This window comes from Collinsella sp. AF23-4AC (assembly GCF_003462685.1).
In the GTDB taxonomy this organism is placed as follows: Bacteria; Actinomycetota; Coriobacteriia; order Coriobacteriales; family Coriobacteriaceae; genus Collinsella.
In genome coordinates, this window is sequence record NZ_QRVE01000002.1 from 113,697 (window position 1) to 128,244 (window position 14,548).

11 protein-coding genes are annotated in these 14,548 nt (G+C 60.5%); 2 read left to right on the forward strand and 9 right to left on the reverse strand.

The annotated features are described in order from the left end of the window. Positions 1 to 54: 54 nt before the first annotated feature. Positions 55 to 1,947, reverse strand: coding sequence for an ATP-dependent zinc metalloprotease FtsH (gene ftsH / locus DWY05_RS02185; protein ID WP_187361833.1), 1,893 nt, complete (start codon positions 1,945 to 1,947; stop codon positions 55 to 57). Positions 1,948 to 2,039: 92 nt separating this feature from the next. Here ftsH and DWY05_RS02190 point away from each other — a divergent pair, with 92 nt between their 5' ends. Further along, positions 2,040 to 2,525, forward strand: coding sequence for a cob(I)yrinic acid a,c-diamide adenosyltransferase (locus DWY05_RS02190; RefSeq protein WP_117757590.1), 486 nt, complete (start codon positions 2,040 to 2,042; stop codon positions 2,523 to 2,525). Positions 2,526 to 2,596: 71 nt separating this feature from the next. Here the strand turns inward: DWY05_RS02190 and DWY05_RS02195 are convergent, their stop codons facing one another. The 5 genes from DWY05_RS02195 to thyA all read right to left on the reverse strand — a co-directional run bounded on the left by DWY05_RS02195 (position 2,597) and on the right by thyA (position 7,552). Then, positions 2,597 to 3,367, reverse strand: coding sequence for a transposase (locus DWY05_RS02195; RefSeq protein ID WP_117820268.1), 771 nt, complete (start codon positions 3,365 to 3,367; stop codon positions 2,597 to 2,599). Between the two features lie 309 nt (positions 3,368 to 3,676). Continuing rightward, positions 3,677 to 5,026, reverse strand: coding sequence for an MATE family efflux transporter (locus DWY05_RS02200; RefSeq protein ID WP_117820269.1), 1,350 nt, complete (start codon positions 5,024 to 5,026; stop codon positions 3,677 to 3,679). A 125-nt stretch (positions 5,027 to 5,151) separates the two neighbouring features. Further along, a complete protein-coding gene (locus DWY05_RS02205; RefSeq protein WP_117798127.1) occupies positions 5,152 to 6,066 on the reverse strand; it encodes an RNA methyltransferase in 915 nt (304 codons plus the stop codon). 109 nt (positions 6,067 to 6,175) lie between these two features. After that, the gene (locus DWY05_RS02210; protein ID WP_117820270.1) at positions 6,176 to 6,694 is read right to left on the reverse strand and encodes a dihydrofolate reductase; all 519 of its coding nucleotides are present in this window, start codon (positions 6,692 to 6,694) and stop codon (positions 6,176 to 6,178) included. A gap of 9 nt (positions 6,695 to 6,703) precedes the next feature. Continuing rightward, positions 6,704 to 7,552, reverse strand: a complete 849-nt coding sequence (gene thyA / locus DWY05_RS02215) for a thymidylate synthase (protein ID WP_055309513.1) — start codon at positions 7,550 to 7,552, stop codon at positions 6,704 to 6,706. Between the two features lie 166 nt (positions 7,553 to 7,718). Here thyA and DWY05_RS02220 point away from each other — a divergent pair, with 166 nt between their 5' ends. Beyond that, positions 7,719 to 8,483 (forward strand): DUF134 domain-containing protein, encoded by a 765-nt coding sequence (locus tag DWY05_RS02220; protein WP_117837199.1) that lies wholly within the window; start codon positions 7,719 to 7,721, stop codon positions 8,481 to 8,483. 115 nt (positions 8,484 to 8,598) lie between these two features. Here DWY05_RS02220 and ffh read toward each other — a convergent pair whose 3' ends face one another. The 3 genes from ffh to smc are packed head-to-tail and all read right to left on the reverse strand — an operon-like array spanning position 8,599 to position 14,547. Then, the gene (gene ffh, locus DWY05_RS02225) at positions 8,599 to 10,083 is read right to left on the reverse strand and encodes a signal recognition particle protein (protein WP_117837200.1); all 1,485 of its coding nucleotides are present in this window, start codon (positions 10,081 to 10,083) and stop codon (positions 8,599 to 8,601) included. Between the two features lie 10 nt (positions 10,084 to 10,093). After that, positions 10,094 to 11,011, reverse strand: coding sequence for a signal recognition particle-docking protein FtsY (gene ftsY / locus DWY05_RS02230; RefSeq protein WP_117564147.1), 918 nt, complete (start codon positions 11,009 to 11,011; stop codon positions 10,094 to 10,096). Next, the gene (smc, locus tag DWY05_RS02235) at positions 11,011 to 14,547 is read right to left on the reverse strand and encodes a chromosome segregation protein SMC (protein ID WP_117837201.1); all 3,537 of its coding nucleotides are present in this window, start codon (positions 14,545 to 14,547) and stop codon (positions 11,011 to 11,013) included. Before smc ends, ftsY begins: the two co-directional genes overlap by 1 nt. Position 14,548: the final 1 nt, after the last annotated feature.

Genomic DNA, 14,548 nt, shown 5'->3' on the forward strand with positions numbered 1-14,548 from the left:
CGCCCCATTTGAGATGGACACTCAAATGGGGCGATAGACACTGCGCAACCAGTATTACTGCTGCTTTGGCATCAGCGGATTCTCGCGCGTGAGGAGATTCATGAACTCCTCGCCCGTGATCGTCTCCTTCTTGTACAGATAACGAGCCAGCTCATGGAGCTTAAACTTGTTCTCCTTGAGGATCTGCAGAGCGCGGTCGTGCGCATCCTCGATCAGCTTGGCGACTATCGCGTCCACGCGTTCGGCCGTACCGGGGGCGCAGGTGAGCGACGTATCCTGGTTGAGGTACGCATTCTGAACGGTACCAAGCGCCATCATGCCAAACTCATCGGACATGCCAAAGCGCGTCACCATGTTGCGGGCGAGCTTGGTGGCCTGCTCGATATCGTTGGCGGCACCGGTCGTCATCTCGCCAAAGATAAGCTCCTCGGCTGCACGGCCACCGCAATAGACAGCGAGCTTGTCCAGGACTTCCTGGCGCGTGGTCAGGAAGCGCTCATCCTCCTCGACCTGCATGGTGTAGCCCAGAGCACCGCTCGTACGCGGCACGATGGTGATCTTGGTAACCGGCGCAGAACCCTTCTGGCGGGCGGCAACGATGGCATGGCCGATCTCGTGATAGGACACGACCTGTTTCTCGTGGTCGGACAGAACCGTGGACTTACGCTGCTGGCCGGCGATGACGACCTCCACCGACTCCTCAAAGTCATCCTGAGTCGCGCGCTTGCGACCCTCGCGGACGGCACGCAGCGCGCCCTCGTTGATGATGTTGGCCAGGTCGGCGCCCGAGGCACCGGGCGTGGCGCGGGCAATCGCGGTCAGGTCGATCGGCGGCTCCGTCTTCACGCTCTTTGCATGCAGCTCGAGGATGTTCTTACGTCCGGTCAGGTCGGGCAGCTCAACGGGGATGCGACGGTCAAAACGACCGGGGCGCAGCAGGGCCGGGTCAAGGCTGTCGGGACGGTTGGTAGCAGCAAGAACGACGATACCCTTGTGGTTATCGAAGCCGTCCATCTCGGTCAACAGCTGGTTGAGCGTCTGTTCGCGCTCGTCGTTGCCACTAAAGCCGCCGCCATCGCGCTTCTTACCGATGGTATCGATCTCGTCGATAAACACGATGCACGGGGCCTTTTCCTTGGCCTGCTTAAACAGATCGCGAACCTTAGCGGCGCCGCGGCCAACGAACATCTCAACAAACTCAGAACCAGAAATACTAAAGAACGGCACGCCCGCCTCGCCGGCCACAGCCTTGGCGAGCAGGGTTTTACCGGTACCCGGAGGGCCGACAAGGAGAGCACCGCGTGGCAGTTTGGCGCCGATCTCCTCGTAGCGCTGCGGCTTCTCCAGAAAGTCGACGACCTCCTTGAGGGACTCCTTGGCCTCTTCCTGGCCGGCGACATCCTTAAAGGTCACGCCCACGTCCTTGGAGGCGATCACGCGCGCGCCGGACTTGCCCAGTCCACCGCCGCCAAAACCACCGCCGCCAAAGTTCATCGACGGACCGTCATCACCCATGGCCTTCTTCATGCGGCGGTTGAGCCACCAGCCAATCAGGAAGAAAATCGCCATGGGAAGAATGAGGGTGAGCAGGTAGTAGGTCATCAAACCCGAGTTCTTGTCGGGAACGACCGATTCCAGGGACGCACCGGATTCAAGCACGCGATCGGTAAAACCCGCATCATTCGGCACACCGGTCGTCTTGTAGGCGATGTTCTCGTCCTCGCCCTTCTTGGTGTAATAAATCGTGTAATCGTCCGTGTTGTACTCGACCTTGTTGACGCTCTTCTTATCGAGCGCTTTGACAAACGTCGAGTAATCGGTCTTCGTAATCTGCTGCGTGTGACCGATGTTGGGGAACAGAACGGTCGAGAGCACGAGGTAGACGACGAAGGCGATGAGCACGTAGAGGATCATATTCCGTCTACGTTTGTTGTCATCCATCTCCATCTGCTTGAACTCCATCTACTGGGGTTGATAATGGTTTCTAGAATACCCAACCCGAGCGACGATAAACCGACGCCGGGCACGAAAGGACAGAGATGGCATCACTGGAAGTCGGCAAGGTTCAGATCTACACGGGCGACGGAAAGGGCAAAACCACGGCCGCCTTGGGGCTGGCTTTGCGTGCCACAGGTTATGGTCTCAACGTACTCATGCTGCAGTTTGCCAAGAAGCTGCACTGCGCCGAACACGATGCCGCGCCGCGCCTGGGACTGCGCATTGTGCAGGCCGATCGCGACACGCCCGAGGCTTGCGCCGCGCAGATCATGGAGCTCGCACGCGAGCAGATTAGCCAGGTAGACATGCTGATCTTGGATGAGCTGGGAGAAGCCATGCGCCGAGGCTTTGTGACGCGCGAAGATGTCGAAGCGTTGATCGCAATGAAACCGACCACCACAGAGCTCGTGCTCACCGGCCGCGGCTTGCTGCCCCTCGCCGACCTTGCCGACCTAGTAACCGAAATGCGTCCCATCAAACACTACTTCGACGAAGGCCTCCTAGCCCGCCAAGGCATCGAATACTAATCCGGCACTTGGGGACGTTTCTTTTTTGCCGGCAGTTGGGGACACTCCTGCGCCGTCACCTATCCAGTAACCTAAATCTTCTTCCAACCTGCCGTACCAGAAACAACAGACGTACGACCAATGCCAACGACCCTCACTATTTGATTAATCGTGAGACCCGCTCTTCTCAATTTGCAGAGAATGGGCTTCCGCTCAGATGGTTTCATGGAAGCAAGCTCGGGAAGTGATATAGGGGCGGCAACGCTTTTGGCGACCTCAAGAGCCTCATCATCCAGGATGCGTGGTCGAGGCTCAGCATCGTAGGGCGCTTGGTCAATTCGATCGGCAAGATAGTGACGATACTCAAGAGATCCACCCACGAGATCTAGAACAATCCCGGGGTCACAGAATCCAAATCCATCATAACCGTAAGCATACGCTCGGTAACTGGACCAACGATATGTATCAACGGCGGAAATGCCTGCCTTGACCGGATTCATATGAATATAGTCGGCAAGCGAAATTGCTTGTACATCATTCTCGACCGGAATATTAGTAAATCTATCTTGGAACAAGTGCCCAACTCGATCTGTTTTGCGATTGAAATACATCGCATACGAGGTAAGAACGCCGCTCATGCACGAAGATATCTTCTCATGATGATCGTCGACCATAAGATGGAAATGATTCGACATGAGACACCATGCTGTAACGCCAACGCCATTACCGACAAGTTTATCCTCGAACAGCGTAAGCATCCGATAGCGATCTTCATCGTCTTCGAAGATGCAGATGCCGCCATTACCGCGTGCGATTATGTGGTTATAGCCTGTTAACGAAACGACTCTACCCGTTCTTGGCATATCGCCCTCCCATCACAAACCCACCGGGCAACATCTGATAGGCGCGGACGATCTAATTTGCTAAGCCCGTTTTGACAGTTTACAGGGCACGACAAACAGAGTCTCCGAAAAAGGCGAAATTACTTCCCAAGGAGTGTCCCAAAGTGCCGGCAGAAAAGGAACGTCCCTATGTGCCGGCAGAAAAGGAACGTCCCTATGTGCCGGCAGAAAAGGAACGTCCCCAAGTGCCGGCTAGGCGGTGGCGCGGCCTAGCCAGTTCCCAAGTGCCGGCTAGGCAGTGGCGCGGCCTAGCCAGTTCCCAAGTGCCGGCTAGGCAGTGGCGCGGCCTAGCCAGTTGCCGCTGTGGTGGTAGATGGTGAACATCGTGGCGGTTATTACCCAGGTTACGGGGTAGACCAGCAGCAGATGCTCGAGCGAGGGGTCGAGCGGCATAATCGCGAACACCCACGCCACGCGGAGCACGACCGTGCCGAATATCGTGAGCATCATAGGCTGGAAGCTCACGCCAGCGCCGCGGATGGAGCCGGACGCGTTTTCGATAATCGAGAAGATCGCGTAGAACGGCGCGATGAAATGAAGAATCGTCGTGGTGTAGGCCGAAATTGCGGCATCGTCGATAAACAGACGCGAAAGCGGGCCCGAGAATACCAGCAGCACGGCAGACAGGCCACCGATAAGCACAAATGAAAGCACGAGCGACGTGTGGTATCCCTTTCGCATGCGATCGTAATTGCGCGCACCAAAGTTCTGCGCCGAGAACGTAGTAATCGACACACCAAGCGCCTCGGTCACCATCCAGATAATGCCGTCCAGGCGACCGGAAAGACCCCAAGCGGTCGTGACATCGGCTCCAAACGAGTTGACCGACACCTGAATCAAGACGTTGGAGATCGAATACGCCGCCGATTGAAAACCAAGCGGCAAACCGCACGAAAGCATGCTCTTGCAAATGCCGCGATCGATGCCGAGCTTAGAGAGCGACAGGCGCCACGCGCCCGGAGCGCGCATCATGCGAATCACAATCATCGTGGCATTGGAGCAAATGGTCAGCGCCACAGCGATACCGCAGCCCAGGGCCTCCATATGCAGCACGGCGACAAAAATGATATCCAGTACCACGTTCACGAGGCAGCCGGAGGCAATGATCACGGCAGGGCCACGCGTATCACCCACGGCGCGCAGCAGCGCGGTGCCCATATTGAGCAGCAGCGCCGCAAACATGGCGGCAAAGTAGCAACGGGCATACGCCACACCCTCGGCCAGCAGCTCATGCGGTGTATTCATCAGCACAAGCATCGGCTCGACAAACACCATGCCCAGAATGGAAATGACAATGCCGCCCACCAGCGCGAGCGTCATGGCCGTATGGACCGATCGGCTCAAGCGCTCGTCATCGTGCTGACCAAAAAACTGGCCGGTAATAACGGCACATCCAGCACCAACACCGACGCAAAAACCAATGCAGAGCTCCGTAAGCACCATCGTGGCCTGAATGCCACCCAGCGCGAGCTTGCCGCCAAACTGACCGACGATATAGGTACCGATAAGCGTGTATGCCTGCTGAAAGAACGAACTAAAGAAGATGGGGACGCACAGCGACAGCAGCTGCTGCCAAATAACGCCCTGCGTTACATCGATAGCCGTAGATTTCTTAGCCACACGCCCTCCCCACCAGCGTACGTCAAACAACAAAACGGCACTTTAAAACGAAAGCCAAAACCAGCTTAGCACCGACCGACGTCGGCCGAAACGTCCCGAACCAGAGCCCGGTGCGAAATATCTGCCTAGTGATACAGCCCCGGCTGGTAGTGGTACTCGTTGCTCACATGCGGGCACAGTTGCCAAAAGGCGACGGCACTCGCAGCGGCAACGTTGAGTGAATCGACCCCGTGCGCCATCGGAATGCGCGCGGCTCGGTCGCAGCCGGCAATGGTCTTGGTGCCCAAGCCGGCACCCTCGGTACCCATAAAGATCGCTAGGCGGTCAATCTCCTGCAGCACGGGATCGTCCAGCGACACCGAATCATCCGTCAACGCCATGGCGGCACACGAAAAGCCGGCATCGTGCAGCGCCGCCAGCCCATCATGCGGCCATACGCGCGCCTCGCTGCCAATGCGCGTCCAGGGCACCTGGAACACCGTGCCCATGCTCACGCGGGCCGAGCGACGGTACAGCGGGTCACAGCAAGTGGGGCTCACCAAAATGCCATCGACGTTCAGCGCAGCCGCCGAGCGGAAAATCGCGCCGACATTGGTGTGGTCGACAATGCCCTCGAGCACGCACACGCGCACCGGGCGCTCACCCGCCGCCTCGACGACGCCACTCAAGAACTCGGCTACCGGAATCTGGCGTGGACGACGGAATGCCGCGAGCGCACCGCGCGTCACGTTAAAACCCGTCAGCTGCTCCATGAGCTCCATGGAGGCAACGAACACAGGAACCGGACCCGCGCCCTCGCGCACAACCAGGCGCTCAAACAGCGGCATCATCTGATCGAGCCAGCGTTCGCCCAAAAGAAAGCTCACCGGCTCGTATCCGGCGCGAACCGCACGCTCGATGACCTTGGCGCTCTCGGCGATAAAAATGCCCTTCTGCGGCTCCAGCACGCAGCGAAGCTCACGCTCGGTCAGTCGCACGTAGGCATCGAGCCGCTCGTCCTCGAGCGAATCGATTCGCAGCACCTCAACGGCATCAGTCATAGCAGCCAGCCCGCACCCTTCTTTACAGCACATCTATACCAAACGAGGCGACGCTAAGCGCCGCCCCATGCACTCAATCAACCCGATGATACCGTTCACGCCAGGCGATTTATGCCTCAACGCGACGATACGTCACGAACTCATAATCGACACCCTCGTCACCCTCGCCCGAGGCAATCGTGGCAACCCCGCCACGCCGCGCAATCTCCCACGCGGGATCGGCGTCCAAGTCGGGAAAGTACGTGTCCACGGGATGGACGCAGTGGTCATGCGTGACCTCGGCCTCCACGCAGTACGGCAAAAACTGACGATACACCTCGCCACCGCCGATCACCCACGCAACGGGCTCATCGGCAACCACGGCGAGCGCTTCGTCGACGCTATGCACCACGTCGACGCCCTCGGCAGCAAAGCTCTCGTCACGCGTGAGCACGATATTGCGGCGGTTCTTGAGCGGACGCCCACCGGGAAAACTCAGCAGGGTCTTGCGTCCCATAATAACCGGGCACCCTTTGGTGCACGCCACAAAATGGCGCATGTCGGCGCGATTGGACACCACCATGTCGCCCTCGCACCCAATGCCCCAATCGTCACACACGGCGACGATGGCAGATAGCTTACACGTCATGAGCACCACCTACACCGCAATGGGAATGTTCTTGACCTGCGGGCCGTGCTCGTAGCCCTCCACGATCAGGTCATCGGTCGTAAACGCATAGAAATCGTGCACGTCGGGGTTAAGCGTTACCTTAGGCGCCGCAAACTGCGGACGCTCGATAAGTTCGCGGACGATATCGACATGACGATCGTAAATGTGGGCATCGGCAATCACATGTAGCAGCTCGCCGGGAATCATATCGACCGATTGCGCGACCATCATCAGCAAGATGGCGTACTGGCACACATTCCAGTTGTTCGCGGCCAAAATGTCCTGGCTGCGCTGGTTGAGAATCATGTTGAGCGTGGGCTTATCGTCCTGCGGGCGCTGCGTGACGTTATAAGTCACGCTGTAGGCGCACGGATACAGGTGCATCTCGGAAAGGTCGCTAAACACGTACGTGTTGGTCATGATGCGGCGGCTGTACGGTGTATGCTTAAGGTCGTACAGTACGCGGTCCATCTGGTCGAAATCGCCCTCGGCATAATGGCTTTTCTGGCCAATCTGGTACCCGTAGGCCTTGCCGATGGAGCCGGTCTCGTCGGCCCACTCATCCCAAATATGGCTGTTAAGGTCATGGACGTTATTGGACTTCTTTTGATAGATCCACAGGATCTCGTCCATCGCAGACTTAAGAGCCGTGCGGCGCAGGGTAAGCGCGGGGAACTCCTCGCGCAGGTCGTAGCGTGCCGTAACGCCAAAGTTTTTAATGGTATAGGCAGGGGTGCCGTCCTCCCACACCGGACGGACCTTTTGCCCCTCGGTGGTGGTGCCATGGTCCAGAATATCGCGGCACATGGTTACAAACTGTTGATCAGCCTTGCTCATTGACCCTCCTGTCAGTCGCCTACAAGCGAGATTCATTGTAGCCCAGGCGCACGCGGCCCCACAGCCCAAACATAAGCCCTCATTTTCTGACATATGCCAGAATTTCCTTGCGCAAATCCGCGCGTTCGTTATCCTATTATTGACATATGTCAGATTTGGAGAGTGTATGGCAGGAAGACGCGAAAAACTGCGCCGCGTCGGGATCATCCCCGAATACCGCGGCTTTACCCCCGATGGCCTTGCCAGCGGAGACGCTATCGATATGACGGTCGACGAGCTCGAGGTCCTGCGCCTATGCGACCTGGAAGGCCTTAATCAGGAGACAGTCGCCCAGCACATGGGTATCGCTCGTGCCACCGTGGCGGCCATCTGCAGCCGCGCACATCGCAAGGTGGCAAACGCGCTGGTCAACGGGCGAGCACTTGTCATCGAAGGTGGCAATATCGCGTACTCCCCCATTACCACGACGACGGCCGCATGGCCAGCAAAGGAGGTCGACACCATGAGGGTGGCAACGACGTACGACAACGGCAACATCTTTATGCACTTTGGCCGCAGCGAGCAGTTCAAGATCTACGACATCCAGGATAGCAAGGTGCTCAACGAGCAGGTCGTAGGCACCGGTGGCACCGGCCATGGCGCGCTGGCGGGTCTGCTCGCCAACGCCGGCGTCGACACGCTCATCTGCGGCGGTATCGGCGGCGGTGCTATCAACGCGCTCACCCAGGCCGGCATCACGGTCTATGCGGGCGCCCAGGGCAGCTGCGATGCCTGCGTCGAGGCCCTCATTGCCGGCACGCTCGCAAAGAACGGCGAGGCCACGTGCGGCTGCCACGACCATGACCACGAGCACGCCCATGAGCACGGCGAATCCTGTGGCTGCCACGGCCATCACGAGCACGAGGGCCATGAGGGCTGCGGTTGCCACTAGCGGCAAATACCCTGGCGCGAACGCACTTCCACGTGCGCAACAAACAATGGTCTAACGGCGAAGGCCGCCTGGAACACCATCCGGGCGGCCTTCGCTGCACTCGGCTAACCAGCCGTTACTTTTTATTACGCATCTGCGCTTCCATCTGACGCAGCAGATCCATATCGGACTTAGGGCCGCCCGTCCCAAGACCGCCAAGGCCGCCCATGCCGCCCAGGCCCATGGCATCCAGACCGGGAATATTGGGCATGCGCATCTTTTTGCCCTTCTTACCCTTTTTGCCCTTCTTGCCGCCGGCCTGTGCCTGATTGGCCATCGAGCGCATGCGGCCCATCATCTTGTTCATCTCGCCCCACTGCTTCATAAGGCTATTGACCTCGGTGGGGGTCACACCGGCGCCCTTGGCGATACGCGCGCGACGCTGGCCGTTGATGATGGAGGGACGCAGGCGCTCCTCCTTAGTCATCGACATGATAATGGCCTCGTTCTTGTCGAAGATGCCCTCATCCAGGTTGCCGCCCATCTGGTTGAGCGCACGCTGGCCACCGGGGAGCATGCCCAGAATGCCCTTCATGCCGCCCATCTTCTTGACAGCCTTCATCTGGTCGAGCATGTCGTTCATGGTAAAGCCCTCGCGCAGCATACGCTCGGCAGCCTCGAGCTGCTCGGCGTCGGCCGCCTCCTGGGCCTTCTCGATGATGCCGACAACATCGCCCATGCCCAAGATTCGCTTGGCCATGCGGTCGGGGTAGAACGGCTCCAGCGAATCGGGTTTCTCGCCCATACTCACAAACTTGATGGGCTTGCCGGTCACCTGACGCACTGAAAGTGCGCCGCCGCCACGGGCGTCGCCGTCGAGCTTGGAGATAATCACACCGTCAAAGTCGGTGCGCTCGGCGAAGGTCGAGACAACGTTGACGATATCCTGGCCGGTCATGGCATCGACGACCATCAGCACCTGATCGGGCTTGACGGCCTTCTTGATGTCCACGGCCTCCTGCATCATCTGCTCGTCGATCTGCAAACGACCGGCGGTATCGACGATGACGACGTCACGCAGGTGGTCGACGGCCTCCTGAATGGCACCCTTGGCAATGTCGACCGGGTGTGCGCCGTCGCCGCGGAAGACCGGTACGCCGATCTCTCCGCCGAGCGTGGCCAACTGGTCGGCAGCGGCAGGGCGGTAGACGTCGCACGCGGCGAGCAACGGCGAGCGGCCCTGCTTCTTGAGCAGGTAGGCCAGCTTTACAGCTGCCGTGGTCTTACCGGAGCCCTGCAGGCCCACGAGCATGATGACGTTGGGGATGCGATTGCTGAAGACGAGCTTGCTCTCGGTGGAACCGAGCATCTCGGTGAGCTCGTCGAGCACGATCTTGACGACGTTTTGCGCCGGCGACAGCGACTCCATGACCTCGGCGGTCATGCAGCGCTCTTTGGTCTTAGCAACGAACTCCTTGACGACCTTAAAGTTAACGTCGGCCTCGAGCAGCGCCATGCGAATGTCGCGCATGGCCGAGGTGATATCGGCCTCGGTCAGCTTACCCTTGCCGCGAAGGCGGTCAAATGTGTCGTTGAGGCGATCGCTCAGGGAATCAAACACTGGTTACTCCTTAGTTGGACTCGCCCACCAGGGCGCGGCAGAAATCTTTGGCGTTAAACTCCTGCAGGTCATCGACCTGCTCGCCCACGCCGATGCGCAGGATCGGGAGCTTGAGCTTCTCGGCCACGGCCATGGCGATACCGCCCTTAGCCGTGCCGTCGAGCTTAGTCATGATAATACCGTCCAGGCCCAGCGCCTCGTTAAACTCGAGCGCCTGGTTCAGACCGTTTTGGCCCGTCGCGGCATCGATTACGAGGACGACCGAGACAGGCATGGGGCCGGCAGCCATATTGGCGGCGCGCTTACGCGTCACGTTGACCACTTTGGCAAGCTCGCGCATGAGCTCGGGGCTTGTGTGCAGACGGCCGGCGGTATCGATGAGCACCAGGTCGCTGCCGCGCTTATCGGCCTCGTCGAGCACGTCATAGCACACGCTCGCCGGATCGGAGCCGCGGTCACGCTTAATAACCGGTACGCCGGCACGCTGGCCCCACACATCGAGCTGCTCGATGGCGGCGGCGCGGAAGGTGTCGGCCGAACCGATCACCACGTTCTTGCCGCGGGCAGCCATGGCGCTCGCAATCTTGCCGACCGTTGTGGTCTTGCCGGCGCCGTTGATGCCCACAAACAGCACGCAGCTCGGCGTATCGGAAAACGGATCACGCTCAACAGGCACAAAATGGCCCTCGAGCTGCTCGGCCAGAGCGCGGCGAAGCTGCGGGGCGGTCTTAAGGTTCTTCTTGGCAGCAGCATCGCGCAGGTCATCGGAGACCTGAATAGCGACCTCGGCACCCATGTCACCCATGACGAGGGTGTCCTCAAGGTCCTCCCAAAAGTCCTCGTCGACCTCGCCACCAAAGTAGAAGACCTCGTTGAGGGCCTCGCGGCTGCGCTCAAGTCCGCGCGAGAGAGCGTCAAAGAATCCCATTATGCATTCACGACCTTTCCGGTTTCGCGATCGAGTTTTTGCGAGACGACGCGGCTGACGCCGTCGGCTTGCATCGAGACGCCATAGAGAACGTCAGCGTCCTCCATAGTACGGCGCTGATGCGAAATGACCAAGAGCTGTGTATCGGAACGCAGCACATCGAGGGCTCCGATGAGCTTGGACAGGTTGGCGTCATCAAGCGCCGCCTCGACCTCGTCAAGCACATAGAACGGCACCGTGCGCGTGCGGTACACGGCAAAGAGCAGGGCGAGCGCCGTCAGACTCTTCTCGCCACCCGACATGAGCATCATCTTAGTAATGCGCTTGCCGCGCGGCTGCGCCACAACCTCAATGCCCGTCTCGGCAGGATGCTCGGGATCGGTCATCTCAAGATGAGCCTGGCCACCCGGGAACAGCATGGCGAAGATCTCGCGGAAGTTCGCGTCGACCTTCTCAAACGTCACCAGAAACGCCTTGCGCATCTTGCGATCAATGGCCACTGTGATCTTGGTGAGCGCCTTGCGCGCGCTCTCCAGATCGGCCAGCTGGTCCTCGATGTAGTCGGCGCGGCGCTTGAGCTGCTCGTACTCCTCCATGGCAACCTGGTTCACGGGGCCCAGATTGTTGATATGACGCACGAGCTGGTTGAGCTCCCGCTCGGCGGCGTCGCGGTCGGTGGGAGCAGGAAGCATGAGCGCTTCCTCGAGCACCGTGGTGCCATCGGCGGTAATGGCCTTAATGGCAGCCTCTACCTGCACCTCAAGCTTGCCGCGTGCGACCTTGAACTCGTTTTGCGTGGCAGTGGCGGTATCGACCCGCTCCTTAGCGCGGGCAACCTCGGCCTTGGCATCCTCGATGGTCTTCTTGAGCGAAGCGGAGTCCGCCTCTTCCAGAGAGGCCTGGTCACGCAGGCGCGCTGCCCAATCCGATGCGCGTTCCAACAGGGCAGAATAGCGTTCGTGCATGGGGTCGACGCGCAGGCGCAGCAGCTCGAGCGAGCGCGAAGCCTGGCGTGTTCCGCGGATACGACGGTCGATGCCCTCAAGACGATGCTCAAGGTCGGGCACGCGGCCCTTCAGCGAACGCAGGCGCTCGCTCGTCTGGGCCAGGCGCACCTTGGCATCGGCGAGCTTACCGGCGGCCTCGGAATCGTCACGGCGAACGCGATCGAGCTCATCGTTGGCCTCGGCAATCTGGAGACCCAGGTCGCTTGCCTGTGCACGCGCCTCGTCACGCGAACGGGTGAGTTCGTCAACGCGCGGGCGCGCAGCGCGAACGGCCTCGGCGGCCTGCTCGCGGCGCTTGGAGATGCGCACGTGCTCGACCTCGGCGTTGTTGGCGCTTTGCTCCAGGCGGCCAATCTCGGAGAGCAGCGAGCGGCGCTCGCCCTCAAGACGGGCGATCTCGCCGGCGGCATCGCCCTCGGCGGCACGCGCCTCCTCAACGGCCGCATTGGCCTCGACGACCTGATCCGACACATGCTCAAACACAGCAGCCAGATCGGGTTCCAGGCCCTCGAGCTCACGGATGCGGCGCTTGCGCTCCAAAGCACCCGAAGCCTCGCCGGCGTCGAGCCCCACACGCACCAGGCCGCCGCAGGCGACGCGGGCGCCATCGGGGGTCACGTAAGTCACGCCGTCAACGACAGGCGCGGCCAGCGCAGCCGCCAAGTCGTCGACAACGTAATAGCCGCCGAGCAGCGCCTCGACAACCGGGCCATAGCCGGCGCGTACGGACAGGCGATCGACCAGGCGGGAACCGGCAGCGCCCTTAGCGGCAGCAGAGGCGCTCACACCGCGCGCGACCAGCAGCGCCTCGCCCGAGGCCTTCTTCTGGTCCAGAGCGGCACGACCGGCACGCTCAAGCGCGGACGCATCGTCGAACAGCAGCGCATCGATATCGCCGGCGAGCAATTGCTCAACCAGGCCCTCAAGCTCACGCGGGGCCTCGAGCACGTCGCCCAGACGACCCGAGACATCGTCGCCCAGCGCACCCATCAGACGGCTCACCAGCGGCGAGCTGTCAGCCATGCGGGCATCGAGCTTCTTTTGGCTGGCAAGCTCCGAGCGCACCTCGGACAGTTTGTTGCGCGCCTCGCTCTCGCGGACACGCAGGTCCTTAAGGGCTGCACGGGCGACCTCGGTAGCCTCGCGAGCATCAATCTGGGCTTGACGGGCCTGATCAAGTGCACTGTCGAGCTCCTCGGCGCGGTCGCGACGGCTCTCGAGTGAGGCCGTGACTTCCTCGAGCTGCTCGTCGATCTGCTCCAGGCGTGAGGCGTACATGTTGTCCTCGACCTCGGCGTTGCTCAGCGAGTCCTTCACCTTGGCGAGTTCGAGCGCCGCGTTATCGGCCACACGCTGCGCATCGCGTTGCTCACGCGTAAGCTGCGAAATCTGATTGTCGAGCGCCACGCGCCGCTCGTGGAGCTGAGCGGCGGCAGGACCAGCGGCGTCAACGTCCTCCTGGGCCTGCATGTGCGCGCCGGTCACTTCCTCAAGCTGCGCACGCGCGTCCTCGAGCTCCTCTACCACGCGACGACGCTGATGCTCGGAGCTCGAGATCTGGCCGCGCATGTCGGACAGGCGCGACACCATGTTGTGGCCCTTTTCCTCGAGCAGGCGCATATCGGAGTTAATGCGGCCGACCACGTCTTGCATATGGCGGCGCTGCTCGCCCAGATCGCCCACAAACAGGCCCTTTTCCTCGAGCATGACCTGGAGCTTCTCGAGCTCGCGTTCCTTTTCGCCCAAGCGGTACTGCGCAAGCTCCAGCTCGGCGGCACCTTCCTTGGAGCGGCTCTCCAAGTCGTTCCACTGCGACTGCAGCGAACGCAGCTCGTCGACGGCTAGCATCTGCGTAAGCTCGTTCGCGCGCGAGGACAGCTCTTTGTACTTGCGCGCACGATCGACCTGACGCTCCAGAGGTCGCAGCTGACGGGCGATTTCCTTATTGATGTCGCGGGCACGCGTCAGGTGCTCGTCCATCGACTTAATCTTTTTGAGCGCACGCTCCTTGCGGCGTTTGTGCTTGGAAATGCCGGCGGCCTCCTCGATGAGGGCGCGGCGCTCCTCGGGGCGGCTCTGCAAAATGGCGTCGAGCTTGCCCTGGCTGATGATGGAATGCGTATCCTTGCCCAAGCCCGAATCGTGCAGGATGTCCTGAATGTCCATCAGGCGGCACGGACTCGAGTTGATGAGGTACTCGCTTTCGCCCGAGCGATACATACGACGGGTGATGGCGACCTCGTCAAAGTCGACGGGCAGCATATGGTCCGAGTTATCGAGCACCAGCGTGACCTCGGCGACACCCACCGGCTTGCGCGCTGACGAGCCCGAGAAGATGACATCCTCCATGGCCTGGCCGCGCAGCTGCTTGGCGCTCTGCTCGCCCAGGACCCACAGAATCGAGTCAGAGATGTTCGATTTTCCCGAGCCGTTGGGACCGACGATGACGGTCAGGCCCGGCTCAAACGTCATATGGGCGCGGTCGGCAAACGACTTGAACCCTTTGAGCGTGAGGGACTTGAGATACACG

Bases quoted from the DNA above. Each gene is read 5' to 3' on its own strand.
- DWY05_RS02190 (WP_117757590.1), top strand. From the start codon at position 2,040: ATGGCATCACTGGAAGTCGGCAAGGTTCAGATCTACACGGGCGACGGA.
- ftsY (WP_117564147.1), bottom strand. From the start codon at position 11,011: ATGGGATTCTTTGACGCTCTCTCGCGCGGACTTGAGCGCAGCCGCGAG.
- DWY05_RS02220 (WP_117837199.1), top strand. From the start codon at position 7,719: ATGGCAGGAAGACGCGAAAAACTGCGCCGCGTCGGGATCATCCCCGAA.
- ftsH (WP_187361833.1), bottom strand. From the start codon at position 1,947: ATGGAGATGGATGACAACAAACGTAGACGGAATATGATCCTCTACGTG.
- DWY05_RS02210 (WP_117820270.1), bottom strand. From the start codon at position 6,694: ATGACGTGTAAGCTATCTGCCATCGTCGCCGTGTGTGACGATTGGGGC.
- thyA (WP_055309513.1), bottom strand. From the start codon at position 7,552: ATGAGCAAGGCTGATCAACAGTTTGTAACCATGTGCCGCGATATTCTG.
- DWY05_RS02195 (WP_117820268.1), bottom strand. From the start codon at position 3,367: ATGCCAAGAACGGGTAGAGTCGTTTCGTTAACAGGCTATAACCACATA.
- DWY05_RS02205 (WP_117798127.1), bottom strand. From the start codon at position 6,066: ATGACTGATGCCGTTGAGGTGCTGCGAATCGATTCGCTCGAGGACGAG.